Source organism: Bradyrhizobium iriomotense, assembly GCF_030160715.1.
Taxonomy (GTDB): Bacteria; Pseudomonadota; Alphaproteobacteria; order Rhizobiales; family Xanthobacteraceae; genus Bradyrhizobium; species Bradyrhizobium iriomotense.
On sequence record NZ_BSOW01000002.1, the window covers coordinates 92,581 to 117,806 of the forward strand.

The 25,226-nt window shown below is 64.2% G+C and carries 21 protein-coding genes; 13 read left to right on the forward strand and 8 right to left on the reverse strand.

Annotation, left to right across the window (positions count from 1 at the left end; all coding sequences use genetic code 11):
* Nucleotides 1-79: 79 nt before the first annotated feature.
* The gene (locus QQL28_RS02760; protein ID WP_284260762.1) at nt 80-865 is read right to left on the reverse strand and encodes an SDR family NAD(P)-dependent oxidoreductase; all 786 of its coding nucleotides are present in this window, start codon (nt 863-865) and stop codon (nt 80-82) included.
* Nucleotides 866-1,103: 238 nt separating this feature from the next.
* Between QQL28_RS02760 and QQL28_RS02765 the strand changes: the two genes are divergently transcribed.
* Genes QQL28_RS02765 through QQL28_RS02775 form a run of 3 tightly spaced genes read left to right on the forward strand, consistent with a single transcriptional unit; the run spans nt 1,104 to nt 4,166 of the window.
* Complete coding sequence (locus QQL28_RS02765) at nt 1,104-2,168, forward strand: acyl-CoA dehydrogenase family protein (RefSeq protein ID WP_284260764.1); 1,065 nt, start codon at nt 1,104-1,106, stop codon at nt 2,166-2,168.
* A gap of 19 nt (nt 2,169-2,187) precedes the next feature.
* Nucleotides 2,188-3,348: an acyl-CoA dehydrogenase family protein gene (locus QQL28_RS02770; RefSeq protein ID WP_284260766.1), complete on the forward strand. Its 1,161-nt coding sequence runs from the start codon at nt 2,188-2,190 to the stop codon at nt 3,346-3,348.
* An 11-nt stretch (nt 3,349-3,359) separates the two neighbouring features.
* Nucleotides 3,360-4,166: an enoyl-CoA hydratase/isomerase family protein gene (locus QQL28_RS02775; protein ID WP_284260768.1), complete on the forward strand. Its 807-nt coding sequence runs from the start codon at nt 3,360-3,362 to the stop codon at nt 4,164-4,166.
* A gap of 207 nt (nt 4,167-4,373) precedes the next feature.
* Here the strand turns inward: QQL28_RS02775 and QQL28_RS02780 are convergent, their stop codons facing one another.
* The 4 genes from QQL28_RS02780 to QQL28_RS02795 form a co-directional block, all read right to left on the reverse strand.
* Nucleotides 4,374-6,488, reverse strand: coding sequence for an acetate--CoA ligase family protein (locus QQL28_RS02780; RefSeq protein ID WP_284260770.1), 2,115 nt, complete (start codon nt 6,486-6,488; stop codon nt 4,374-4,376).
* A gap of 114 nt (nt 6,489-6,602) precedes the next feature.
* On the reverse strand, nt 6,603-7,367 hold the full coding sequence (locus QQL28_RS02785; RefSeq protein WP_284260772.1) for a VOC family protein: 765 nt from the start codon (nt 7,365-7,367) through the stop codon (nt 6,603-6,605).
* Nucleotides 7,368-7,369: 2 nt separating this feature from the next.
* Nucleotides 7,370-8,161, reverse strand: coding sequence for an enoyl-CoA hydratase (locus tag QQL28_RS02790; RefSeq protein ID WP_284260774.1), 792 nt, complete (start codon nt 8,159-8,161; stop codon nt 7,370-7,372).
* A 130-nt stretch (nt 8,162-8,291) separates the two neighbouring features.
* Nucleotides 8,292-9,503, reverse strand: coding sequence for an ABC transporter substrate-binding protein (locus QQL28_RS02795; protein ID WP_284260776.1), 1,212 nt, complete (start codon nt 9,501-9,503; stop codon nt 8,292-8,294).
* 325 nt (nt 9,504-9,828) lie between these two features.
* Here QQL28_RS02795 and QQL28_RS02800 point away from each other — a divergent pair, with 325 nt between their 5' ends.
* Nucleotides 9,829-10,578, forward strand: coding sequence for a thermonuclease family protein (locus QQL28_RS02800; RefSeq protein ID WP_284260778.1), 750 nt, complete (start codon nt 9,829-9,831; stop codon nt 10,576-10,578).
* 155 nt (nt 10,579-10,733) lie between these two features.
* Entirely contained in the window at nt 10,734-12,122 is a 1,389-nt protein-coding gene (locus QQL28_RS02805; protein ID WP_284260780.1) for a M48 family metalloprotease, read from the forward strand.
* A gap of 91 nt (nt 12,123-12,213) precedes the next feature.
* On the opposite strand, the gene QQL28_RS02810 is transcribed toward QQL28_RS02805, so the two are convergent.
* Nucleotides 12,214-13,539 (reverse strand): MFS transporter, encoded by a 1,326-nt coding sequence (locus tag QQL28_RS02810; protein WP_284261527.1) that lies wholly within the window; start codon nt 13,537-13,539, stop codon nt 12,214-12,216.
* Between the two features lie 190 nt (nt 13,540-13,729).
* Between QQL28_RS02810 and cyoA the strand changes: the two genes are divergently transcribed.
* Genes cyoA through QQL28_RS02845 form a run of 7 tightly spaced genes read left to right on the forward strand, consistent with a single transcriptional unit; the run spans nt 13,730 to nt 20,650 of the window.
* Complete coding sequence (gene cyoA / locus QQL28_RS02815; protein ID WP_284261529.1) at nt 13,730-14,890, forward strand: ubiquinol oxidase subunit II; 1,161 nt, start codon at nt 13,730-13,732, stop codon at nt 14,888-14,890.
* Nucleotides 14,891-14,900: 10 nt separating this feature from the next.
* A complete protein-coding gene (gene cyoB / locus QQL28_RS02820) occupies nt 14,901-16,907 on the forward strand; it encodes a cytochrome o ubiquinol oxidase subunit I (protein ID WP_284260782.1) in 2,007 nt (668 codons plus the stop codon).
* Complete coding sequence (cyoC, locus tag QQL28_RS02825) at nt 16,904-17,533, forward strand: cytochrome o ubiquinol oxidase subunit III (protein WP_284260785.1); 630 nt, start codon at nt 16,904-16,906, stop codon at nt 17,531-17,533. The genes cyoB and cyoC overlap by 4 nt, the downstream gene beginning before the upstream one ends.
* On the forward strand, nt 17,530-17,907 hold the full coding sequence (cyoD, locus tag QQL28_RS02830; RefSeq protein ID WP_284260787.1) for a cytochrome o ubiquinol oxidase subunit IV: 378 nt from the start codon (nt 17,530-17,532) through the stop codon (nt 17,905-17,907). The genes cyoC and cyoD overlap by 4 nt, the downstream gene beginning before the upstream one ends.
* Nucleotides 17,904-18,758 (forward strand): SURF1 family protein, encoded by an 855-nt coding sequence (locus tag QQL28_RS02835; protein WP_284260789.1) that lies wholly within the window; start codon nt 17,904-17,906, stop codon nt 18,756-18,758. Before cyoD ends, QQL28_RS02835 begins: the two co-directional genes overlap by 4 nt.
* Nucleotides 18,730-20,127 carry an ATP-binding protein gene (locus tag QQL28_RS02840; RefSeq protein WP_284260791.1) on the forward strand — a complete coding sequence of 466 codons (1,398 nt, stop codon included), beginning with the start codon at nt 18,730-18,732 and terminating at the stop codon, nt 20,125-20,127. The genes QQL28_RS02835 and QQL28_RS02840 overlap by 29 nt, the downstream gene beginning before the upstream one ends.
* Nucleotides 20,117-20,650 carry a response regulator transcription factor gene (locus QQL28_RS02845; protein ID WP_284260793.1) on the forward strand — a complete coding sequence of 178 codons (534 nt, stop codon included), beginning with the start codon at nt 20,117-20,119 and terminating at the stop codon, nt 20,648-20,650. The genes QQL28_RS02840 and QQL28_RS02845 overlap by 11 nt, the downstream gene beginning before the upstream one ends.
* Nucleotides 20,651-20,787: 137 nt before the next feature.
* Here QQL28_RS02845 and QQL28_RS02850 read toward each other — a convergent pair whose 3' ends face one another.
* Nucleotides 20,788-21,609, reverse strand: a complete 822-nt coding sequence (locus QQL28_RS02850; RefSeq protein WP_284260795.1) for an outer membrane protein — start codon at nt 21,607-21,609, stop codon at nt 20,788-20,790.
* A gap of 325 nt (nt 21,610-21,934) precedes the next feature.
* On the opposite strand from QQL28_RS02850, the gene QQL28_RS02855 reads away from it, so the two are divergent.
* Nucleotides 21,935-23,329 carry an adenylate/guanylate cyclase domain-containing protein gene (locus QQL28_RS02855; RefSeq protein WP_284260797.1) on the forward strand — a complete coding sequence of 465 codons (1,395 nt, stop codon included), beginning with the start codon at nt 21,935-21,937 and terminating at the stop codon, nt 23,327-23,329.
* Between the two features lie 41 nt (nt 23,330-23,370).
* On the opposite strand, the gene QQL28_RS02860 is transcribed toward QQL28_RS02855, so the two are convergent.
* The gene (locus QQL28_RS02860; protein WP_284260799.1) at nt 23,371-24,369 is read right to left on the reverse strand and encodes a helix-turn-helix transcriptional regulator; all 999 of its coding nucleotides are present in this window, start codon (nt 24,367-24,369) and stop codon (nt 23,371-23,373) included.
* Between the last annotated feature and the right edge of the window lie 857 nt (nt 24,370-25,226).

Below are 25,226 nucleotides of genomic sequence, written 5' to 3' on the forward strand. Positions count from 1 at the left end.
AGGAGCGAAGCGACGAAGCAATCCAGTCTTCCTTTGCGGAGACACTTCTGGATTGCTTCGCTGCGCTCGCAATGACGAGTTACGTAATCAAATGCAGCCCGGCATCCATGCGCACGATCTCGCCGGTCATGTTGCTCGACGCTGGCGTCGCGAGGAAGCAGACGAGCTGCGCGATATCGTCGGCGCTTGAGGCGACCTTGAGCGGCACCTTCGCGATCACGTTGTCGCGCACCTGCTTGGCGCCATCCTCGCCACGACCCTTGGTGAACCAGGGCGTGTCGATATAGCCGGGGCAAACCGTGTTGACGCGGATCAGCGGCGCAAGCGCGCGTGCCAGCGACAGCGTGATGGTGTTGAGCGCGCCCTTGCTTGCGGCATAGGCGATCGAGGAGCCGACACCGCTGATGCCGGCAACGGAGGACACGTTCACCACCGCTGACGCCCGCCCCGAGGCGTTCGCACCAGCCTCGAGCAGCTTGCGCGCCGCACGCACCATCTGGAACGGACCGATGGTGTTGACACCATAGAGCCGTTGGAAATCTTCCGCCGACAAACCATCGAGATTGGCGTGAGCGACGTGCTTGGTCGTGCCGGCATTGTTGACGAGCGCGTCGAGCCGGCCCCAGGCCTCCGCCGCCGCGACGATCCTGCGGCAATCCTCGTCGCGCGAGACGTCGCCCTGTGCGATCACGACCTCGGCCGCGCCGGCCTTGCGACAGGCTTCGGCCGTGGCCTCGGCTTCCTTCTGGCTCGACGAATAATTGATGACCAGCCGCGCACCGCCACGCGCGAGAATTTCCGCGGTCGCCGCGCCGAGACCGGATGCGGACCCCGTCACGATTGCGCACAAGCCGTCCTTTGCCATCCGGTTATCCTCTCTTGTTCTGAATGCCAGCGGCCCTGTTTAGCGAGTTTGTGGACGGCTGCAAATCGACCAAACTCCGCTAAGCGGAATTAGTCTCTTTGCCCATGCCCGCGCCGCAGGCGGACCTGCGATCAACGCTTGTCAGGACCGTGGCTTTTTCCGATCATCGGGCGCAAGAAGAGGCTCGCGCACCCGCTCGAAAAGACGGACGCGCCAATGGCAAAACACGGGGAACGCTGTGGCGGAGAGTGACAACATCATCGTCGAGACCGCGGAGAAAATCTTCGCCGATCTCGCCGATCCGCAAACCATCAACAACGACAGGAAGGACGCGTGGAAAGCCCCGCTGTGGCTGGCGCTGAGTGAGGCCGGACTGCCCTTGGCGTGGGTGCCGGACGATCTCGGCGGCTCCGGCGCGAGCCTTGCCGATGGCTTCGCCCTGCTCAATGCTGCGGGGCGTTTTGCGATCGCAGTTCCCCTCGCCGAAACCATGCTTGCCGGCTGGCTGCTCGCACAGGCGAAGATCGCCTCCCCGGAAGGCGAGATGACGGTGCTGCCGGCGAGCCCGAAGGACCGCATCACCCTCAATCCCGACGGCTCACTCTCCGGCCGCGTTCGCGGAGTGCCCTTTGCGAAAGCTGCAAAGCATTTTGCGGTGCTGGCGCATGGCACTGGCGGCGTCTCCATCGCGCTGGTCGATGCCGGCAAGGCGAAGATCGAGGCCGGGCTCAATGTCGGCTACGACGACAGCGATGTCGTGACGCTCGAGAGAGCCGCGCCTATCACAATCAAGCCCGCGCCAAAGCACCTTGACCAGACCACGGTGATGCTGATGGGCGGCGTCGTGCGCAGCCTCCAGATCGCGGGCGCGCTGGAATCGATGCTCGACATCTCCGTGCGCTACTCCAACGAGCGCGTCGCGTTCGAGAAGAAGATCTCGAAGTTCCAGGCGGTGCAGCACAACCTCGCAAAACTCGCCGGCGAATCCGCCGCGGCGCTGGCCGCAGCGACCTCCGCCGCCGATGCCATCGCGAGCGCGACCGCTTTCAACGACGCGGTCTATCTCGAAGCCGCCTCCGCAAAGATCCGCTGCGCGGAGGCAGCCGAGAAGGGCGGCGCCATCGCGCATCAGGTACACGGTGCGATCGGCTTCACCATCGAGCACATCTTGCACCGCTATTCGCTGCGGGCGCTGGCCTGGCGCGACGATTTCGGCTCTGAGAGCTACTGGGCCGTCGAACTCGGCAAGCTGGTTGCAAATCGCGGCGCCGATGAATTGTGGCCGCTGGTGGCGTCACGCTGACGGATAGGAAACGAGACACATGACCGCTGCCCTCCGTTTCGATCCGATCCGCCTGCCGCCCAAATGCGAGGAGCTGCGCAAGGAAGTGCGCGCCTTCCTCGCCGAAGAAATGGCCCGCGGCACCTTCAACCCGTTCAAGCCGAATCGCGAAGACACCGACGCGCCGGAATTTTCGCGCCGCGTCGGCGAGCGCGGCTGGATCGGCATCACCTGGCCGAAGAAATATGGCGGCCATGAGCGCTCCTTCCTCGAGCGCTATGTGGTGACCGAAGAGATGCGCGTCGCCAATGCGCCGACCCGTCGCTTCTTCGTCGCTGACCGGCAGAGCGGACCGATCCTGCTCAAATACGCGCCCGAGCATATCAAGATGGACATCCTGCCGCGCATCTGCCGCGGCGAATTGTGCTTCGCCATCGGCATGAGCGAACCGAATTCGGGCTCAGACCTGTTCGCGGCGAAAACGCGCGCAACCAGGACCGACGGCGGCTATCTCATCAACGGCACCAAGATCTGGACCTCTTCGGCGCATATCGCCGATTACATGATCGCGATCTTCCGGACCTCACAACCGACCAAGGATAATCGCCGTCACGGCCTGACGCAGTTTCTGGTCAAGATGAAGCAGCCGGGTATCAAGGTGAATCCGATCGGCCAGATCACCGGCCAGTATGAATTCAACGAAGTCGTCTTCACCGACCATTTCATTCCGGACGATCATGTGCTGGGCGAGGTCGACGGCGCCTGGAAACAGGCCACATCGGAGCTTGCCTATGAGCGTTCGGGTCCCGAGCGTTTCCTCGAAACCTACTACGTGCTGACCGAGCTGGTGCGCGCAGTCGGGAACGATCCGGATACCCGCAGCGCCGAAGGCATCGGCCGCCTCGTCGCACAGCTCCACACCATGCGGCGCATGTCGGTCTCCGTTGCCGGCATGCTGCAAGCCGGCAAAGAGCCGGTGGTGGAGGCCTCCATCGTCAAGGACATCGGCACGGTGTGGGAGCAGCAGCTTCCGCATCGCGTGCGCGATCTCGCCGCCTTCGTCGAGGAGACTGCGAGCAATCGCGAGACGCTGGAGCGGCAGCTCGATTTCGCCATCAAGACCGCGCCGAAACTCACCATCCAGGGCGGCACCACCGAAGTTCTCCGCGGTATCATCGCCCGCGGGCTTGGTTTGCGCTAACGAGGATCATCATGAGCAGCTACAAGGATATCGGCGTCGAGAAGGTCGGGCATGTCGGCACCATCGAGATTCGTCGCCCGCCGCTCAACTTCTTCGACATCTCGCTGATCAACCAGATCGCGGACGCGCTCGACGAGTTCGACCGCGACATCGAGATCCGTGCCTCCGTTCTTTCGGCGCAGGGCAAGGCATTCTGCGCCGGTGCCAATTTCAACGATCCGGCGCGGCAGGAGCAGGAGGCACAGGCGGCAAAGGGCGATCCGGCCGACAGCCTGGGACCGATCAACCATCTCTACATCCAGGCCGTGCGCATCTTCCGCGCCAAGAAGCCGATCGTCGCCGCAGTGCACGGCGCGGCCATCGGCGGCGGGCTCGGGCTCGCGGTGTCGGCCGATTTCCGCGTCACCTGTCCGGAGGCGCGCTTCTCCGCCAACTTCACAAAGCTCGGCTTCCATCCCGGATTCGGCCTGACCGTGACGCTGCCCGAGCTGATCGGCAAGAACAACGCCGAGCTGATGTTCTACACCAGCCGCCGCGTCACCGGCGAAGAGGCCTACAAATGGGGCCTCGCCAACGAGCTGGTGCCGCAGGACCAGGTGAAGCCGGCCGCAATGAAGCTGGCAGCCGAAATCGCTGAATGCTCCCCACTCGGCCTGATCTCCACCCGCGCGACGATGCGCAACGGACTCGCCGATCGCGTCATGGCCGCGACCAATCACGAGCTCGCGGAACAGACGCGGCTGCGCGCGACTGAAGATTTTAGGGAAGGCGTGAAGGCTACGGAAGAGCGGCGGGCGGCGAATTTCAGGGGGCGGTAAGGCCGCTGCCTCACCGTATCGCTGCACCACCACCACATCCTCCACCGTCGTCCCGGACAAGCGAAGCGCAGATCCGGGACCCATATCCCCAGGGCGTGGTTGTAGCGGGAGCTGGTAACCACGAGTCTTCGCCAAACTTCTCCCTGTGATTATGGGTCACGGATCAGCGCTCGCTTGTCCGGGGCGACGGCGGTGTTTTGCCGCCAGCTATTTCCGCCCCACAACCAGCGCGTCGACGATCGTCACGCCCTGCCCCTCGCCGTGCACCAGCACCGGGTTGAGCTCGATCTCCGCGATCTTCTGCGCATGCCGCGCTGCGAGCACGGAGATGTCGGCGATCAGCTGCGCTAGTGCCGCAACGTCCGCCTTGGCAGCACCGCGAAATCCGTTGAGCAGCGGCGCGGCTTTCAGCCCGGCCAGCATCGCGCCGGCCTCCGCCGCGCTCACCGGCGCCGGGCGGTAGACGACGTCGCGGAACAGCTCGGTGGTGATACCGCCGAGCCCCACCATCACCATCGGGCCGAACGTCTGATCCGTCATCGTGCCGACGATGATCTCGACGCCCTTCTTTGCCATCGGCCCAAGCAGCACGCCCTGAATCGCGGCATCCGGCCGATGCTTGCGCGCATTGTTCAGGAGCTGTTCGAATGCCAGAAACACCTCGCCCTTGGTCGTGATGTTCACCCGCACGCCGCCGACCTCGCTCTTGTGCACGATGTCGGGCGACTGGATCTTCATCACCAGCGGAAAACTGAGGCGCGCGATCGCCGCGTCGAGTCCGCCCTTGCCCGCAACCAGCACCTCCTCCGGCAGCGCGATGCCGGCCGCACGAAGCAGGGTCTTGCTGTCGGCCTCGGACAGGACCGGCGATTTGAGACATGCCGAGAGATCGTACGCCGGAAGCCGCATCTCGTCCGCCGGACTGGGCGGGTCAAATGTCGCGAAGTCCACGAGCTGCCGCAAGGCGACGCCGACATGGGTGAGGCCCGACAGCACGACGACGCCGGATTTTGCCAGCTCCCGCCGCGCGAAGTCCGACGGCAGCGTGTAGGAATAGAACACGACCGGCTTCTTCTGCGCCGCCAGCACCGGCTTCAACTCCGCCTCCTTGAAGGGCATCCGCACCTCGCTCGACAGCGACAGCATGACCAGGATGGCGTCGACCTCGTCGGAGGCGGTGAGCAGATCGACGCTTCGTTGCAGGCCGCCCGAGGTCACGCCCTGGGCGGTCACGTCGATCGGGTTGCGCGCCGTGCCGTACGACGGCATCAATTTGCTGATCTCCGCCTGAATCGGCTCGGAGAGCTCGGGGACCCGCAAGCCCCCCAGCGCCACCGCATCCGTGCCCCAGATGCCGGCACCGCCGGAGACAGTGACGACCGCGACGCGATCGCCTCTCGGCAGCGGATTGCTGGCGAGCACGGCGGCGATCGTGAGCGCCTCGTCGAGATCATCAGAGACGATGAAGCCGTATTTGGCGAAAACCGCGTCATAGGCCGCGGACCAGCCGGCCATGCTCGCGGTGTGTGACGCCGCCGCGCGCTCGCCCGCACTGCTGCGGCCGACCTTGGTCACGATGACGGGCTTCTTGATCACGGCAGCACGCCGCGCGGCCGCGAGAAACTTGTAGACATCGCGGACGCCTTCGATGAACAGCAGGATCACGTCGGTCGAGCCGTCCTGCACAAGGTAGTCCAGGAACTCGCCGGCGCCGAGATCGGATTCGTTGCCGGTCGAGACGACGTAGCTCACGGCGACCCCAAGCGCCTTCGCACGATTGTAGTACGCAAAGCCGATGCCGCCGCTCTGGGCGACGATGCCGATCCGCCGCGTGGTCGCGACCAGCGGCGCCACGCCCGGCTTGACGTCGACCGCAGGGCTGAACGTCGCCGCCACGCTCTGCACCTGGCTGAAAAAGCCTTCCGCATTCGGGCCGGAGATGCGCATGCCCGTGCGCGCTGCCAGCGCCGCGATAGCCTCCTGCATCGTGGCGCTGTCGCCGCCCTCCTCCGCGAAGCCGGAGGAGATGATGACGGCGTTCTTCACGCCGGCGGCAGCGCATTGCTCGAGCGCCGGCAGCACCGCGCGCGCCGGGATGATGATGACGGCAAGGTCGATCGGCGCGCCGACGTCCGCGATCGACTTGTAGCAGATGAGCCCGTCGATCTCCGCGTAGTTGGGGTTCACCGGATAGATCTTGCCGGGATACTCGTTCCTGCGCAGCATCGACAGCAGCCGCCCCGGGATCTTCTCATGATCGCGCGAGGCGCCGATCAGCGCGATGCTTGCGGGCGCGAAGAAAGAGTCGAGCGGATGCGGCATGGGGTGAATTCCTTGTCCTTCTGTCAATCCGTCATCCCCACGCAACGGCGAAGCCGTTGTCGCTGGAGGTACGAGCCTCGAAGGATGACGGATTGAGAGGAGCGGACGCAAGGGTCACGCAGTAAGCCGGAACGTCACCCCACCCAGCAGAAACTCGTTCCCCGCCGCCGCAAGCCCGCGTTCTCTTGCGGCATGCAGGACACCCACGACATCCGCCACCCTGAACTCCAGCGCGCTCATGATCTCAGCTCCGCCCTTCACGAAGCGGAAGCTGGCGTTAGGCAGCTTCAGCTCGGTCTCGCCGCTCTCCGCCTTGCCCGGCGCGACGCCGATCAGCTTGCCCCAATGCTCGGCCAGGCTTTGCGGATCCGGGCTCTGCATCTCGACCGCCGTCAGCGCCTGCGTCACGTCCTTGCGGATGAATTTTTGCCAATCCGGCCCCGCCGGTGGGTAGGCGCCCAGGATGTTGTCGCTGCCCTTGGTGTGATTGAACTCGATGAAGGCGGCACGGCAGTCGCGCGGGTGGAGCTGCACGCCGTGATAGGGCGGATGGTCGATGATGTTCGCGGTGCGCACACCCATTGCATTCGCGTTGCGGCCGCGCTCATCCGGATCGCCGCAGCAGAAAATCGCCATATAGCCGCCGCGGCCGCCGGTCTTGGCAATGAAGCGACCGGCTGCGGTGCCGTCCTGAAACGGCGCCACCACCTCCAGCAGGATCGTGTCGACCGGCAGCAGCGCGTTCTCCAGCCCATACTTCGCGACATTGCCGTCGCGATAGCAGACGGAAAGGCCCATGATGTCAGCGATATCGGAGATCACGGGCCCGAGCTGCGGCGCGACCAGGCAGATCTGCCGCAAGCGCATATCACCGGCCATGGTCAGGCGCCCTTGAAGGTGGGTTTCCGCTTCTCGACAAAAGCCTTTGCGGCTTCCTTGTGGTCCTCCGTATCGCCGCAGCGGGTGTGATGAATGGCTTCGCCGTCGAAGCAATCCTCGAGCGGCAGGTGCTCGGCATTGTTGATGTTGCGCTTGATGTAGCCGAGCGCGATCGACGGGCCCTGTGCCAGCGACAGCGCGAGCTCGTGCGCGGCGACGTCGATCTCGGCGTCCGGCACCACCTTCGTCACCATTCCGATCGCCTGCGCCTCCTTCGCGCTCAGCACCGGCGACATCAGATAGAGCTCGCGCGCCCGCGCGCTGCCGATGAGCTGGGTGAGGAAATAGGTGCCGCCATAGTCACCGGAGAAGCCGACCTTGGCAAACGCCGTCGTGATCTTGCAGGATTCGCTGGCGATGCGCAGATCACAGGACAGTGCCATCGAGAGGCCCGCGCCGGCCGCCGCGCCGTCGAGCTGCGCCACCACGGGTTTTGGCATCTGGTGCAGGATGCGCGACACCTCCATGCCGCGGCGCAGGTTCGCAAGCTTGGTCTCGAACGGCAGCGGCGCGCGCCCCTCGGCCATCGACTTGACGTCGCCGCCGACGCAGAAGCTGCCGCCGGCGCCCTTGAACAGCACCGCGCGTACATCCGGATCATCGGCCGCGCGCCGCGCCGCCTCCACCAGCCCGCGCACCATCTCGGGGTTGAGCGCATTCTTGCGCTCGGGGCGGTTCATGGTGATGGTGAGCAGCCCGCCTTCGAGCTTTTGCAGGACCATGTCGTTGCTCATGGGATTCTTCCTTGCCGTTGTTTGATGGGTCTCTCTCCACGCCGACATTGCGAGCGAAGCGAAGCAATCGAGAAATATCTCCGCGGAAAGATTCTGGATTGCTTCGTCACTACGCTCCTCGCAACGACAGCTATTTCTTCACCAGCGGGCAGCGCGACTGCTCGAGCGACTGGAACGCCTCGTTGCCCGGCACGGTGGCGAGCAGCTTGTAGTCGTCCCAGCGTCCCTTGGACTCCGACGGCTTCTTCACCTCGAACAGGTACATGTCGTGCACCATGCGGCCGTCCTCGCGGATCTTGCCGTTATGAGTAAAAAAGTCGTTGATCGGCGTCTCCTTCATCACCTTTATGACCGCGGCGGCATCGGTGGTGCCGGCCGCCTTCACGGCTTTCAGATAGTGCGTGACGGAGGAGTACACGCCGGCCTGCGCCGAGGTCGGCGGCCGCTTGATGCGCTCCTGAAAGCGCTTTGAGAAGGCGCGCGTCTCATCGTTCGCGTCCCAATAAAAGGCTTCCGTCAGCAACAGCCCCTGCGCGGTCTCGAGCCCGATCGAATCGATATCGGTGACGAAGGCGAGCAGCGGCGAGATCTTCTGGCCGCCCTTCATGACGCCGAATTCGGCCGACTGCTTGATGGCGTTGACGGTGTCGCCACCGGCATTGGCAAGGCCGATCACCTTCGCCTTGGAGGCCTGGGCCTGGAGCAGGAAGGACGAAAAGTCCGAGGTGTTGAGCGGATGGCGAACATTGCCCAAGACCTTGCCGCCGGTCTTCACCACGACGTTGCTGGTGTCCTTCTCCAGATCCTGGCCGAAGGCGTAGTCGGCGGTGAGGAAGAACCAGGTGTCGAGGCCGGACTTCACCGCGGCAAGTCCCGTCGTGTTGGCCTGCGCAAAGGTGTCGAACACATAGTGCACGGTGAGAGGACCGCAGGCCTCGTTGGTCAGCCGGATCGAGCCGGGGCCGTTGAAGATGACGATCTTGTTGCGCGCTTTCGCGATCTCTCCGGCGGCAAGCGCGGTCGCGGAGGCCGCGACGTCGTAGATCATCTCGACGCCCTGGTTGTCGATCATGTCGCGCGCGATGTTGGCGGCAAGGTCCGCCTTGTTGAGATGATCGGCCGCGAGGATCTCGATCTTGCGGCCCAGCACCTCGCCGCCGAAATCTTCAGCCGCCATCCTGGCCGCCATCTCGCTGCCGGGGCCGGTGATGTCGGCATAGAGGCTCGACATGTCGAGAATGCCGCCGAGCTTGAGAGGCGGCTTGTCCTGGGTTTTGTCTTGAGCCTGCGCTGCGCTCGCGACCAAGGCCGCGGCAAAAATGCCGGACAAAATCCTCTTCATCAAGACCTCCCTTATCGCGCCGTGCTCTGATGGCGGCTTGGTTTTTGCTCTTGGTTATTTGGTAATTGCCGCGATCATGCCGCATGCGAAAGGGGGCAGCAAGCGCAGGTGCGCGGCGCATTGGCCCAATGCGCGCACTCGTTTTCCGCAAAGCGGAATGGTGCTTGTGGCAGTACCGCCTCTACATCGTCATTGCGAGCTCGCAATGACGATGCAAGGATGAAGTGCTCCACTGACGGTCTCACCGCAGATCGTATGGAAGCCCCCTTCGCTGCCCGCCAGGTTTGAGTTAGGAATTGCACGTCACACAACCTCTCCGGGCAACGTGAAGTTATCTGTCATCATCGCGGCCATCCTTCTCCTCGCATCTCACAGCGCCGCCCTCGCGGCCGCCTGCCAATTCGAATCCCAGGGCGAGGGCCGCGTTGCCGATGTCGTCGATGCACGCAGCTTGCGCCTCGACGACGGGCGCGAAGTGCGCCTCATCGGCATCGAGCCGACGACGACAACGAAGCAGGCGCTGGCCGCGATGCTCGCCGGCCGCGACGTGTCCTTGCGCGGCACCGACGACACGCCGGACCGCTACGGCCGTCAACCAGCGCTGGTTTTCGTCGGCGAGAGCGACACCTCCGTGCAGGCCCTATTGTTGTCCCAGGGTGATGCAATCGTCTCCGCCGAGATCGCGGACAAGGACTGCGCGGCGGCCCTTATGGCGGCGGAGGCCGAGGCACGGCGCGGAAAAAAGGGCAGCTGGGCTGACCCGTCGGCCATAAAAAACGCGGAAAGTCCGGACGATATTTTGGCCGGGATCGGGCGCTTCGTAGTGGTCGAGGGCAAAGTCCTCTCTGTGCGGCAAGCTGGGGCAACGACTTACCTCAACTTTGGCCGGAACTGGACACGCGGCTTTGCTGTGACTATTTCAAGGCGCATGGTTCCGGCCTTTGAGAGCGCCGGGATCGTTCTCAAGTCCCTGGAGAATCGGAAGATTCGGGTCCGGGGCTGGGTCGAGGGGAATGCGGGGCCGCGGATTGACGCGCTCCGGGTGGGACAGATCGAGTTGCTGGGCACGAACTAGCCGGGGTAAGGCCTTAAGGCCAGCACGGGTTAAGCGACGTGGATGGGGATTTGGGACGCGGAACAGAGGTGAGCCGCCGCCTTCGGGCTGCGTCGGCTGCACTTTGTCTTGGCCTATCTTTTAGCCTGAGTGCGCTGCTCTCGGGGTGCGGTGACATGGGCCGGTTCCAGACCACCACCGCGCCGGCCGTTACCCTGCCCAAACCGAAACCTGCCGTGGCGCAGACGCCGGCCACCGAGAAGGAGCACGAGCGCATCCTTGCCAGCTATGGCGGCGCCTATGACGATCCCCGGCTCGAGCAGCTCGTCACCAAGACAGTCGAGCGGCTGGTCGCGGCCTCCGATCGACCCGACCAGGGCTACAAGGTCACGATCCTGAATTCCGGCGCGGTGAATGCGTTCGCGCTGCCGAACGGCCAGCTCTATGTCACGCGCGGTCTTCTTGCGCTCGCGAGCGATACGTCCGAATTGTCCTCCGTGCTCAGCCACGAGATGGCGCATGTGCTGTCCAAGCACGCCGCGATGCGCGAGGACCAGGCGCGCCAGGCGGCGATCGTCACCCGCGTCGTCACCGACATGAGCAACGATCCCGAGCTCACCGCGCTCGCGCTCGCCAAGACCAAGCTCACCATGGCGAGCTTTTCGCGCAACCAGGAGTTCGAGGCTGACGGCATCGGCGTCGGCATCTCCGCGCGGGCGCATTTCGATCCCTATGGCGCGGCTCGCTTCCTCTCGGCGATGGAGCGCAATGCCGAGCTGAAGGCCGGCAAGAACGCGCTCGATCCGCGTGCACAGGATTTCACCTCGTCGCATCCGGCAACGCCCGAGCGCGTGCAGAACGCGCAGACGATCGCGCGGCAATATGCGGCGCCCGAAGGCGCCGAACGCGACCGCGAGAGCTATCTCGGCGCGATCGACAACATCGTCTACGGCGAGGACCCGAGCGAGGGCTTCGTCCGCGGCCGCCGCTTCCTGCATCCCAAGCTCGGCTTCACCTTCCAGGCGCCCGACAACTTCACGCTCGACAACACCGCGCAGGCGGTGATCGGCGTACGCGAGGGCGGCTCGCAGGCGATGCGCTTCGACGTCGTGCGGGTGCCGGCCGAGCAGACGCTCGGCGACTATCTCAATTCCGGCTGGATGGAAGGCGTCGACAAATCCTCGACCGAGGACATCACCATCAACGGCTTCCCAGCGGCCGCCGTGACCGCCAAGGGCGAGCAATGGCAGTTCAAGGTCTACGCGCTGCGCTTCGGCAGCGACGTCTACCGCTTCATCTTCGCGAGCCGGCAGAAGACCACCGAGAGCGAGCGCAACACACGCGAGACGGTGAACTCATTCCGCCGCCTGACGCTCGAGGAAATCCAGGCCGCGCGTCCCCTGCGCATCAAGGTAATCACCGTGCAGCCCGGGGACACCGTGGAATCGCTCGCCCACCGCATGGCCGGCGTCGATCACCCGGCCGAGCGTTTCCGCGTGCTCAACGGCCTCGACGCCCATGCACAGGTCAAAGTGCGCGACCGCGTGAAGATCGTGGTCGATTGACGCGCGCTAAGCGCGAACCCGGGATCTCGGACCACAAACTCCGTCGTCGTCCCGGCGAATTTAGAGCGGCGGTGTGGGCCTTATCAGCTAGCTACCCCGCATCCATATCGCCGCGTTCGCGCTGGCCGCTGAGCCAGAGCGCCACGAGGGTCCACAGCGCGCCGGACAGCAGATAGGCGCCCGACGCGATGACGCCGAGATTGGTCGCAAGCAGGAGTGCAGCAAGCGGGGCAAAGCCCGCGCCGAACAGCCAGGCCATGTCGGAGGTCAGGGCGGAGGCCGTGTAGCGATACATCTGCTTGAAGTTGGACGCGATCGCGCCGGAGGACTGGCCGAAGGACAGGCCGAGCAGGATGAAGCCGAGCACCATGTAGATGGTCTCGCCGAACGCGCCGGCGTCGAGCAGTTGCGGGGCAAAGCCGCTATAGACCGCGATCGCGATCGCCGAGCCCATCAGCAGCGATTTGCGGCCGACGCGGTCGGCGATGATGCCGGAGGCCACGATCGCCGCGACACCGAAGGCGGCCCCGACGATCTCGATGATCAGGAAGCGCACCGGGCTTTCGCGCGTGAACAGGAACACCCAGGACAGCGGAAACACCGTGACCATGTGGAACAGCGCGAAGCTCGCCAGCGGCGCGAAGGCCCCGAGCATGATGTTGTGGCCTTCGCGCGCGACGGTGTCGGAGATGCGCGAGGGCTGCAAATCGCGGGTCTCGAACAGCGAGGCATATTCCTCCGTCGCGACCATGCGCAGGCGCGCGAACAGCGCCACGACGTTGATGGCGAAGGCGACGAAGAACGGATAGCGCCAGCCCCAGTCGAAGAAATCGTCGGCCGAGAGATTGCCGGCGAAATATGCAAACAGCGCGCTCGCCACGATCAGCCCGAGCGGAGCCCCGAGCTGCGGCACCATCGCATACCAACCGCGCTTGCTCGGCGGCGCATTCAGCGCGAGCAGCGAGGCAAGTCCGTCCCACGCACCGCCCCAGGCGAGGCCCTGCGCGGCACGCGCGAGCGCCAACAGCCAGATCGCGGCCGCGCCGATCTCGCTGTAGCCGGGCAGGAACGCGATCGCCACGGTCGCGGTACCTAGGAGAAACAGCGCGGTGACCAGCTTTGCTGTCTTGCCGTATTCGCGGTCGATCGTCATGAAGATGACGGTGCCGAGCGGCCGGGCCATGAAAGCGAGCGCGAAGATGGCGAAGGAGTAAAGCGTGCCGGTCAGTTCGGTGGCGAACGGAAAGACCAGGCGCGGAAACACGATCACCGAGGCGATCGCGTAGACGAAGAAGTCGAAGAATTCCGAGGTGCGGCCGATGATGACGCCGATGGCGATCTCGCCGGGGCTGGCCTGGTCGTGGCCATGCTCGCCCGTGTGGAGGTCTGCCATTGCGGGGGTTTGTGCCGTCGCCATCATGCGCCCTTAACGTCCTGAAAATCAAAGCCAACCACCCGGCGGGCGCCGGGCAATCTGCCCATGTCTGGCTCATCATTCCGCACTGCAACATTGGACAAATTGTCCAATGTCCCAAATGGTGCGCCGCAGCTACGCCTTGGCTAGACTACCGAATTTCCAACCAGAAGGCCTACCTGTGTCCCGTCTACTGATGATCTTAAGGATCTTGGCGCTACTACCTTTGGCGGTCGCTCTCGGCGGCTGCAACTACGTCGTGCTTGCGCCGGCCGGTGATATCGCCGCGCAACAGCGCGACCTCGTCATCATCTCCACCGTGCTCATGCTGCTGATCGTCGTACCCGTGATGGCGCTGACGGTGCTGTTCGCCTGGCGCTACCGCCAGTCCAACAAGTCCGCCCGCTACGAGCCCGAATGGGACCACTCGACCAAGCTCGAGCTGGTGATCTGGTCGGCGCCGCTGCTGATCATCATCTGCCTGGGCGCGCTGACCTGGATGGGCACGCATCTGCTCGATCCCTATCGTTCGCTCGACCGCATCGCCGCCAATCAGCGCATCGATGAGGCGACGGTGCCGCTCGAGGTCGAAGTCGTCGCGCTCGACTGGAAGTGGCTCTTCATCTATCGCGACTACGGCATCGCCACCGTCAACGAGCTGGCTGCTCCCGTCGATCGCCCGATCGACTTCCGCATCACCGCCTCGACGGTGATGAACTCGTTCTACATCCCCGCGCTCGCCGGCCAGATCTACGCGATGCCGGGCATGGAGACCAAGCTGCACGCGGTGGTCAACCACGCCGGCACCTATAAGGGCTTTTCGGCGAACTACTCCGGCGCCGGCTTCTCCGGCATGCACTTCGCCTTCCACGGCCTCGACGACAAGGGCTTTGCCGAGTGGGTCGCGAAGGCGAAAGCCGCGGGCGGAACGCTCGGCCGCAGCGAATATCTCCAGCTCGAGAAGCCGACCCAGAACGAGCCGGTGCGCCGCTTCGCCAGCGTCGATGCCGATCTCTACCGCCTCATCCTCAACATGTGCGTCGAGCCCGGCAAGATGTGCATGAGCGAGATGATGGCGATCGACGCCAAGGGCGGCGCCGGCCATGAAGGCATGAACAACACCCTGCCGCTCACCTACGACAAATACGCCCGCCGCGGCACCGCGCTCGGCCCCGAGCCGACGTTCGTCGCCGGCACCTGCACGCCGGATGCCCCGCAGGGACAGACGAGCGCCGCGATCAAGGCCCCCGCCGACACCACGCCGCTGCTTGGCGCCGGGTTGAAGCGGCCGACCTTCACGCCGCTCAAGTCGACGTCCTTCTTCCTCGGCCAGCGTCCGAAATCAGACTCCTGAGAGAGCACGCATGTCTACCAATCCTGATCTCATCAAGCTCGTCTTCGGGCGGCTCAGTCTCGAATCACTGCCGCTGCACGAACCGATCGTCGTCGGCACCTTCGGCGTGGTCGCACTCGGCGGTCTCACGCTGCTCGCCGGCCTGACCTATTTCCGCCTGTGGGGCTATCTGTGGCGCGAGTGGTTCACCACCGTCGACCACAAGCGCATCGGCATCATGTACATGATCCTCGGCATCGTCATGCTGCTGCGCGGCTTTGCCGACGCCCTGATGATGCGCCTGCAGCAGGCGATCGCCTTCGGCGGCTCGGACGGCTACCTCAACGCCCATCACTACGACCAGGTCTTCACCGCCCACGGCGTGATCATGATCTTCTTCGTGGCGATGCCGTTCGTCACGGGCCTGATGAACTACGTGGTGCCGCTCCAGATCGGCGCGCGCGACGTGTCGTTCCCGTTCCTGAACAATTTCAGCTTCTGGATGACGGTCGGCGGCGCGGTACTGGTGATGATGTCGCTGTTCATCGGCGAATTCGCCCGCACCGGCTGGCTCGCTTACCCGCCGCTGTCGAACATCGGCTACAGCCCTGACGTCGGCGTCGACTATTACATATGGGCGCTGCAGGTCGCCGGCGTCGGCACGACGCTATCGGGCATCAACCTGATCTGCACCATCGTCAAGCTGCGTGCGCCGGGCATGAGCATGATGAAGATGCCCGTGTTCACCTGGACCTCGCTCTGCACCAACGTGCTGATCGTCGCCTCCTTCCCGGTGCTGACCGTCGTGCTCGCGCTGCTCTCGCTAGACCGCTACATCGGCACCAACTTCTTCACCAGCGACTTCGGCGGCAGCCCGATGATGTATGTGAACCTGATCTGGATCTGGGGCCACCCCGAGGTCTACATCCTGGTTCTGCCCGCGTTCGGCATCTTCTCCGAGGTGACCTCGACGTTCTCGGGCAAGCGGCTGTTCGGCTATACCTCGATGGTCTACGCCACGGTGGTCATCACCATCCTGTCGTATTTGGTCTGGCTGCACCACTTCTTCACGATGGGATCGGGCGCCAGCGTCAATTCCTTCTTCGGCATCACCACGATGATCATCTCGATCCCGACGGGCGCGAAGATGTTCAACTGGCTGTTCACGATGTATCGCGGCCGCATCCGCTTCGAATTGCCGATGATGTGGACGATCGCCTTCATGCTGACCTTCGTGATCGGCGGCATGACAGGCGTGCTGCTCGCTGTTCCCCCGGCCGACTTCGTTCTGCACAACAGCCTGTTCCTCATCGCGCACTTCCACAACGTGATCATCGGCGGCGTAGTGTTCGGCGTGTTCGCCGGCATCGGCTACTGGTTCCCGAAGGCGTTCGGCTTCAAGCTCGATCCGTTCTGGGGCAAGCTGTCGTTCTGGTTCTGGGTCACCGGCTTCTATCTCGCCTTCATGCCGCTCTATGTGCTCGGCCTGATGGGCGTGACCCGCCGCCTGCGCGTGTTCGACGATCCCAGCCTCCAGATCTGGTTCGTCGTCGCCGCGATCGGTGCCGGCCTCGTCTTCCTCGGCATCCTCTGCATGCTCATGCAGTTCGCCGTCAGCATCCTCCGCCGCGAGGCGCTCAAGGATGTCACCGGCGATCCCTGGGACGCGCGCACGCTGGAATGGGCGACCTCTTCGCCGCCGCCGGACTACAACTTCGCCTTCACTCCGGTCGTTCACGACAATGACGCCTGGTGGGACATGAAGCGCCGCGGCTACAAGCGTCCGCTCACCGGCTTCAGGCCTATCCACATGCCGAGCAACACCGGCACGGGCATCATCCTCGCCGGTCTGTCGACGGCGATGGCGTTCGGCCTGATCTGGTACATCTGGTGGCTCGCCGCGGTCAGCTTCATCGCGCTGCTCGCGGTCGCGATCGGCCACACCTTCAACTATCACCGCGACTACGACATCCCGGCCGATCACGTCGTCCGGACCGAGGAAGCGCGGACCCAACTGCTCGCCGGAGCCAAGTCATGACGATCGCTGTCAAGCCGACCCAAACGGGCGAGCCGCTGTTCTATCTCGCCGACGAGCATCCGCATCCGGAAGGCTGGAGCACGCCGCTCGGCTTCTGGATCTATCTGATGAGCGACTGCCTCATCTTTGCGATCCTGTTTGCGACCTTCGGCGTGCTCGGCGGAAACTATGCGGCAGGTCCCGCGCCAAAGGATCTGTTCGACCTGCCGCTGGTCGCGGTCAACACCTCGATGCTGCTGCTGTCGTCGATCACTTACGGTTTTGCGATGCTGACGATGCAGCAGAACCGGGTCGGCGCGACGCAAGCCTGGCTCGCGATCACCGGCCTGTTCGGCCTCGCCTTCATCGGCATCGAGCTCTCCGAGTTCGCCCACATGATCCATGAGGGCGCGACGCCGCAGCGCAGCGCCTTCCTGTCGTCGTTCTTCACCCTGGTCGGCACCCACGGCCTGCACGTAACTTGCGGTCTGATCTGGCTGGTGACGCTGATGACGCAGGTCTGGCGATTCGGCCTGATCGAGGCCAACCGCCGCCGGCTGATGTGCCTGTCGATGTTCTGGCACTTCCTCGACGTGGTCTGGATCGGCGTCTTCACCTTTGTCTATCTGATGGGAATGCTGCGATGAAAACCGAAGCTCACACCTCGCACGCGGCCGATCATCATCACGACGCGCATGCGCACGGCTCGCTCTCGACCTATATGCTGGGCTTCGTGCTCTCGGTCGTGCTGACCGCGATTCCATTCTGGCTCGTCATGGGGGGCGCACTTCCGAGCAAGCACGTCACCGCGCTCGTGATCATGGCTTTCGCCGTGGTCCAGATCGTCGTGCACATGATCTACTTCCTGCACATGAACGCCAAGGCCGAAGACGGCTGGAGCATGATGGCGATGATCTTCACCATCGTCATGGTCGTGATCGCGCTCTCCGGCTCGCTGTGGGTGATGAACCACCTCAACAGCAACATGATGCCGGTCCACCAGATGAGCGGGATGAAGTGAGTGCATCCGTGAGCCACGACGGACGGAAAACGCGCAAGCTCATCAAGGCTGCGCGCCCGTCCCCGTGGCTCACGACGCTCTCTCTCCTCGCCATCGCCGTCCTGATCGGTCTCGCCGTTTGGCAGGTTCAGCGGCGCGCCTGGAAGCTGGCACTGATCGACCGTGTCGAGGCGCGCGTTCACGCTGCGCCAATCGCGCTGCCGCCGCCCGCGGCCTGGCCCGCGATCACGGCGGCGAGCGACGAATACCGCCATGTCAGCATCACCGGCCGCCCGCTGAACGACCGGGAGACGCTGGTCAAGGCCGTGACGGAGGAAGGCCCCGGCTTCTGGGTGCTGACGCCGATTCTGCGCGACGACGGCACGCTCGTCCTGATCAATCGCGGCTTCGTGCCGGCGGACAAGCGCGATCCTGCGACGCGCGCGGACGGCAACACATCCGGAACGGTCGAGATCACCGGCCTGTTGCGCATGACCGAGCCGAAGGGCGGCTTCCTGCGCGACAACGATCCCGTGCATGACCGCTGGTTTTCGCGCGACGTCGCGGCGATCGCCGCAGCGCGCAACCTTGGCGCAGTCTCACCCTTCTTCATCGATGCCGACGCCACGCCCAACGCCGGCCTGTATCCGATCGGCGGATTGACCGTGATCCGCTTTCCCAATAACCACCTGATTTACGCGCTGACATGGTTTGCGCTGGCCCTTATGCTGGCCGGTAAACTTTTCGTCACATTCGGCGGCGGGCTGTTCCGTCGCAAGAATCGACGGAACAGCTTTGTCCACGAAGGGGCCGGCGAGACCGCCGCCCGCGGGACGGGATCAGATGCTGGAACGATCGTCGAGCCGACCTGAGAAGGAAAAGCTCCCTCTCGGACATGATGCGGCTGCGCTTCCCGCGCAGGCGGACGGCCGCACCGAGCTGACCGCGACGTCCCTGCCCGCGCCGACCGACGACGAGACCAACCGCAAGAACATGGCGCTGCTGATCCAGCTGCGCTGGACCGCGGTCGTCGGCCAGATCGTCACGATCGGGGCGGCGCATTTCGGGCTCGGCATCGAGCTGCCGCTCACCCGGATGGGCGCGGTGATCTCGGCGCTGGTGCTGCTCAACATTTCGAGCCTGGTCTGGGTGCGCCATCGCGCCGCGATCACCAACAACGAGCTCTTGGTCGCGCTGATGCTGGACGTCGCAGCGCTTACCGCGCAGCTTTACCTCAGCGGCGGCGCCACCAATCCCTTCACTTCGCTGTTCCTGTTGCAGGTGACGCTCGGTGCGGTGCTGCTCGATGCGCGCTCGACCTGGTCGCTGGTGACGCTGACCTGCGCCGCCTTCGTCTGGCTGACGCTCGCCTACCGGCCGCTGGACCTGCCGCACAACCCCCTGAGCGACACCTACAGCCTGACCGTCGTCGGCATGCTCTTTGGATTCGCGCTCAACGCCGTGCTGCTGGTGGTGTTCGTGACCCGCATTAACAGGAACCTTCGCGACCGCGACGCGCATCTGGCGGCGCTGCGCCAGCATGCCGCCGAGGAGGACCATATCGTGCGCATGGGCCTGCTCGCCTCCGGTGCCGCCCATGAGCTCGGCACTCCGCTCGCCTCGCTCTCGGTCATCCTCAACGACTGGCGCCGCATGCCGGATCTCGCGGGCCGCGAAGAGCTCGCCGAGGATCTCTCCGAAATGGAGACCTCGCTGCAACGCTGCAAGTCGATCGTGACGGGCATCCTGGTCTCGGCCGGCGAAGCCCGCGGCGAGGGATCGGCGCCAACGACGGTGGCCGCCTTCCTGACCGCGCTGGTCGAGGAATGGCGCAACGCGCGCTCAGCGCGCACGCTCTACTTCACCAACACCTTCGGCGAGGACGTCGCGATCGTCTCCGACATCGCGCTCAAGCAGGTGATCTTCAACGTGCTCGACAATGCCTACGAAGTCTCGCGCGACTGGGTCGAGCTTTTGGCCGAGCGGGAGGGCGACCAGCTCGTGCTGTCGATCAGCGACCGCGGCCCGGGCTTTGCACCGGAGATGCTGGCGCAGCTCGGAAAGCCCTATCAGTCGAGCAAGGGCCGCGCCGGCGGGGGCTTGGGCCTCTTCCTAGTGATGAATGTCGTGCGCAAGCTCGGGGGCACGGTGACCGCGGAGAACCACAGGAAGCGCGGCGCCACCGTGCGGCTCGTGCTGCCGCTCTCCACGCTTGCCATCGGAGGCGGTTTTGACGCCTGAGCAGTCCCTGATCATCGTTGAGGACGATTCCGGCTTTGCCCGCACGCTGAAGCGCTCGTTCGAGCGCCGCGGCTATTCCGTCGTGATCGCGGCCTCGATCGAAGAGGTCCGCAAAGAGCTCGAGGACAAATCATTCGGCCGCGCCGTCGTCGATCTCAAGCTCGGCGGTGCCTCGGGGCTTGCCTGCGTCGAGCTGCTGCACACCAGCAATCCCGACATGCTGATCGTGGTGCTCACCGGCTTTGCCAGCATCGCCACCGCGGTGGAGGCGATCAAGCTCGGGGCCTGCCACTATCTCGCAAAGCCCTCCAACACCGACGACATCGAAGCCGCCTTTCAGAAGGCCGAAGGCAATGCCGAGGTCGCGCTGGATGCGCGCCCCACCTCGATCAAGACGCTGGAATGGGAACGCATCCACCAGACGCTGATCGAGACGGATTTCAACATCTCGGAAGCCGCACGGCGGCTCGGCATGCACCGCCGCACGCTGGCACGGAAGCTCGAGAAGCGGCCGGTGAAGTGAGGGCGCCTCGATCGCCGTGGTTGGCGGGTTACGCTTCGCTAACCACCCTACGCACACATCAATAAGAAAAGCCCGGCACGAAGCCGGGCTTGAGTTGCGGGAACGATGAATGCCGCTGTGAATTCGGTGCAGCGCGATCAATACTTCGCGACCACCGGCCCGCCGAATTGGTACGCCAATCCGACCGACACGGCGTGGGTCTTCACGCTCTGGGTCATGAAGACGGAATCGATCGTCCGCGGGAAGAACTCGTGGTCGACATGTCCGAAATCGGCGTAGCGATATTCGACCCGCGCAAGCCAGTTGGTCCAGACCTTGGCTTCGACGCCGCCGCCCACGGTCCATCCGGTGGCGACCTTGTTGAACGTTTCGGAGCGATTGGCGACACACCACGGCCCTGCGAGCATGCAGTTCGCATTCAGCGAGACGTCCTGCCAGGCAATGCCACCGGTGCCGAACAGCATCACGCTCGGTGCCACCAGCCAGCCGACGCGGCCACGAATGCTCGCGTCCCACCCGAGCTTTACGGTGGTGTTATCGTTCGCGATGACAGAGGCGGCGGTGCCAGCCCCCCAGGTGCCGGGGACGCCGGCAAGCGTCTTCTTGTTGTCCGCCCAGGCAATATCGCCCTCGATGCCGATCACCCAGGACGGCGCGATCTGCCAGTTGTAGCCGGCGTAGCCGCCGCCACGAAACGACGTGCTGTTGAAGCTCGCGGGGTTACCCTGGGGAAGCCTGAAGGCCTCAAATGCGCTGACGGGATCTTCCAACGCGGTCGAAGTCCAGGTCGTATCGGACCAGCGGGCCCCCACGTCCGCACCGAGATAAAACCCGGTCCAGCTCTCCACCACGGCAGCCGCGGGCGCCTTGGTATAGGGACGGGCGGCAAGGTCGGCGGCGTGGGCGGCGCCGATCCCGGCAATGGCGGCAAAGGCCGCGGCGAACAGAACTCGCTTCATTTTGAGAACCTCAAGTCAGTTAGATCGGCTCGCGCCGCGGCGGTACCCGACCTCGATGGTCTCGCCTTATGTCGCCGGCAAGCTAGCAACGACCCCGTCCGCCTTCTTGGACGGACGCGAACACCATGCGGACTTGCGCGAAATCGCTAGCGGTTCTGTCACCATGTGTTGCGCGGCCGCGACACACCGGGCTGGCCGCACGACCGGAACTCCGCCTGCGGCGCCGTCGTGAGGCTGGCGCGACAACCGTCTCCGCACTATTCGTTTGTTGCGGCCGCTGACGTTCGTCAATGTGCTGCAACGGCCCACGCGAGGAGATCGCCCAGTGACCACGCTTGTCGAGCGCCTTGACTTCTCCGCCGTGCTACCGCGGGCGCGCAGCCGGCGCGATACCGAAACCGTCGCGTTCGCGCAGGCCGCGCTCGCGACGGCCAAGCAGGAAGGCCTGCGGCTGGCAGTGCAGACGCGTTATGTCGCGCTCTCGGTCATTGCCTGCCTACTGCTCATCATCAATCCGACATGGGACCAGTTTTACTACGTGGTGCTGCTTGGCCTGTTTGCGCTGATCGGCTGGGCCCAGGTCAAGGTCGGGCGGGTCGGCGTCTCAAGGGCGGAGCTTGCACTGCTGTTCTGCGACCTCGCGCTGCTGACATTCATCCTCGTGGTGCCGAATCCGTTCAGCTCCGCGCACTGGCCGGTGGCGGTGCAGTTCCATTTCGGCAACTTCATCTATTTCTTCGTGCTGCTGTCCGGAGCGACGCTGGCCTACTCCTGGCGCACGGTCATCGCGATGGGAACGTGGACTGCGGCGCTCTGGATGATCGGCGTCGCCTGGGTGTGGTGGCAGCCGGATCGCGCTCCCGAGTTGACGGCTCGCATCGCCGCCGCTGTCGGCAGCGACCACAATCTGTTTCGACTGATCTCGCCGAGCTCGATCAACTTCGGTGGGCGCATCCAGGAGATCGTCGTGTTCATGATCGTCGCGGTGACGCTCGCCGTGGCGGTACGTCGCAGCAACGATCTGCTCATTCGCCATGCCGCGGTGGAGCGCGAGCGCGGCAATCTCGCGCGCTATTTTTCGCCGAACGTGGTCGAGGAGTTGTCGGGGCATGACGAGCCGCTAAAGCAGGTGCGTACCCAGAACGTGGCGGTGCTGTTCGTCGACATCGTCGGCTTCACGGCCTTTGCCGACGCGCGCACGCCGGAAGAGGTGGTGGGCACCTTGCGCGAATTCCACGCGCTGATGGAGCAGGAGGTGTTCCGCCACAGCGGCACGCTGGACAAATATCTCGGCGACGGTCTGATGGCGACCTTCGGTACGCCCTTCGTCGGCAAGACCGACGCCATCAACGCGCTACGCTGCGCCCAGGCGATGATGGCAGCCGCGGATCGCTGGAGCGAAAAGCGCCGAGCGGCCGGCGAGGTACCGATGCGCGTCAGCTTTGGCCTGCATTACGGGCCGGTCGTGCTCGGCGATATCGGGCTGACCTGTCTCGAATTTGCAGTGATCGGCTCAACCGTGAACGCGGCAAGCCGGCTCGAAGCCTTGACCCGCACGCTCGACTGCGCGCTGGTGGCGAGCGACGATCTTGTCAGGCGCGCCAGGATCGAGCTCGGCGGCGCAGATGCGGTGTTTCGCCCGCTGATCGCGCAGGCTCCGCAGACCATACGCGGGCTCGAGCGGCCGATCGCGATCTGGACTCAGGCAGGGACTTCGTAGCGTAGCCTGTCGGCCGGGGCGCTACAGTCCGCCCGGCGGCGTCAACCCGATTTTCTTGCCTGGGCTCGTATGCCAGTCGGCGACTCGCCAAAGCGCGAGTGAAACGATCGATTGAAGTAGGAGATATCGGAAAAGCCGGCCTCCAATGCGATGTCCGAAATCAATCTCGGGCTCGCAACCGGGTCCGTGAGAAGCGCGAAGGCTCGTTGCAGGCGCAACTCATTCACCTGAGCGGTGAACGATGATCCCGAGGTTTCGAGCAGCCGCTGCAGATAACGCGGAGAGACGCCCTGGCTATGGGCAACCGTTTCCAGGTTGAGCTCCGGATCGTCAAAATGGGCAGCGATGTACTCCAATACGGCGGCCAATCGGATCGCCACGACCGCGCTGGCGTTAGTCTCACCTGATAGACGGTCACGGCTTAGCATCATTGCCGCAAGATCATGAACGTGCGTCGCCACCAGGGAACGCAAATCGGACGTGGCCAGGCGAAGTTCGTCCCATAGCGGACGCATGTAGCTTCTAACGAGCCGCAGGGTGGTCTGCTCGCGCGGGATAGGCCGCATCGTCGGCTCGTCGATATTGCTCAGGCGCGCTGCAAGCTCGGCGCGCGGGATCACCAGAGCGAAGTAGCTTCCTTGTGCAAAGCTCACGCTCCCTTTGCTTCTGTGATGCACCGCGACGGCATCGCCCGCGCGGAGCGTTACCTCCCGCCCGCGCTGTACCACGACGCAATCCTTCGTCATGTTTATGATGAGGGCAATGGATCCGTCAGCGTCGGCCGCATCGCGGGTGCGGCGGAATCGAAGCGGCGATGAGGCGGAGGAGAACGCATTCAACCCCGGCAGGACGCGCAACGTCGATCTTGCGTGAAATGGAAGATCCGACAGCGGCTCGATATCGACGCGAAGGATCTTGTCGCCGAATTCCTCGCGCCACATGGACAGGCGCCGTTGCTCGGGAAACTTGTCAGTCGAAAGTCGAAATGTTGCGAGTTCAGGCAAGCATTCCGACGTCTGGTGCTTTCCTGTTTCACTCATGGGCTTCGACCTCAGACGCGTGTCAGCACCTCGCGAAGCAAGAGGGAGGTGTGAGATGTTGAATAAGACCCTGTTGCTGCAGGCACCGAGTCGCACGCGACTCCAGGAGAGCGTCGAGGTATCTGCTGATTGAGTCGATTCCCAGAGCCACGTCAGTCGCTCCTTCGATCAGAACGCTGTGCCGGCAACCTGTTCAGCCGAACCACAATCCGGGCGTGTTGACAATTCGCGTACCCGGATTCAGCGCCGCCGTTCGCAATTGACCAAGAAGATTCGCCGTTGGTGTGGCAAGTTACGGTGCGCAGGAAAATAACATATTTCAATTTGTCGTGGCGGGATGTGAGCTGTTTCACTCTTCGCGCATAGCCGACGGAAGGAGATTGCCATGAGGAAAATGTTCTTGATGGTCACGATTGTGCCGGCAATGGCAGTTGGCTTCTCTGCGGGGGCAGCAGAACTTCCCAGCTTTGAACTCATGGGCTTTCCGATTACCGGGCACCAGGTCGCGGTAATGGGGGCATCCGGTGTTGAGGAGCGGTCTCCCGCTCCGACGCTGGAGTCTGCGGGTATGCCTGCTTCCCCCCATCAGATCGTGGTCCTGACTCCGCGCCAGAGTATGATTGCGCAACAGAAGGCGCCGAAACTGACTACAGTCGGGTACTCTCCGCGGTAGTCGCGCGGACTGTGGATCCCCATTATCCCGCTACCAGTCTCAGCATTTGCCGATGCCATTTTGACGCAAGATGATTTCAGGAGCCGCCTCGGATCTTTTATCCGGGGTGGCGGCAACAGAGTACGGTGCGCCGTTTCGCCACACACTGACCTGGCTGCCTACGTTGCGCGATCAACTTCACACG

Excerpts from the sequence above, each read along its gene's own strand:
- QQL28_RS02810 (WP_284261527.1), bottom strand. The coding sequence starts at position 13,539 with ATGGCGACGGCACAAACCCCCGCAATGGCAGACCTCCACACGGGCGAG.
- QQL28_RS02795 (WP_284260776.1), bottom strand. The coding sequence starts at position 9,503 with ATGAAGAGGATTTTGTCCGGCATTTTTGCCGCGGCCTTGGTCGCGAGC.
- cyoD (WP_284260787.1), top strand. The coding sequence starts at position 17,530 with ATGAAAACCGAAGCTCACACCTCGCACGCGGCCGATCATCATCACGAC.
- QQL28_RS02770 (WP_284260766.1), top strand. The coding sequence starts at position 2,188 with ATGACCGCTGCCCTCCGTTTCGATCCGATCCGCCTGCCGCCCAAATGC.
- cyoB (WP_284260782.1), top strand. The coding sequence starts at position 14,901 with ATGTCTACCAATCCTGATCTCATCAAGCTCGTCTTCGGGCGGCTCAGT.
- QQL28_RS02805 (WP_284260780.1), top strand. The coding sequence starts at position 10,734 with ATGGGCCGGTTCCAGACCACCACCGCGCCGGCCGTTACCCTGCCCAAA.
- QQL28_RS02860 (WP_284260799.1), bottom strand. The coding sequence starts at position 24,369 with ATGAGTGAAACAGGAAAGCACCAGACGTCGGAATGCTTGCCTGAACTC.
- QQL28_RS02780 (WP_284260770.1), bottom strand. The coding sequence starts at position 6,488 with ATGCCGCATCCGCTCGACTCTTTCTTCGCGCCCGCAAGCATCGCGCTG.
- QQL28_RS02775 (WP_284260768.1), top strand. The coding sequence starts at position 3,360 with ATGAGCAGCTACAAGGATATCGGCGTCGAGAAGGTCGGGCATGTCGGC.
- QQL28_RS02850 (WP_284260795.1), bottom strand. The coding sequence starts at position 21,609 with ATGAAGCGAGTTCTGTTCGCCGCGGCCTTTGCCGCCATTGCCGGGATC.
- QQL28_RS02760 (WP_284260762.1), bottom strand. The coding sequence starts at position 865 with ATGGCAAAGGACGGCTTGTGCGCAATCGTGACGGGGTCCGCATCCGGT.
- QQL28_RS02790 (WP_284260774.1), bottom strand. The coding sequence starts at position 8,161 with ATGAGCAACGACATGGTCCTGCAAAAGCTCGAAGGCGGGCTGCTCACC.
- cyoC (WP_284260785.1), top strand. The coding sequence starts at position 16,904 with ATGACGATCGCTGTCAAGCCGACCCAAACGGGCGAGCCGCTGTTCTAT.
- QQL28_RS02785 (WP_284260772.1), bottom strand. The coding sequence starts at position 7,367 with ATGGCCGGTGATATGCGCTTGCGGCAGATCTGCCTGGTCGCGCCGCAG.
- QQL28_RS02840 (WP_284260791.1), top strand. The coding sequence starts at position 18,730 with ATGCTGGAACGATCGTCGAGCCGACCTGAGAAGGAAAAGCTCCCTCTC.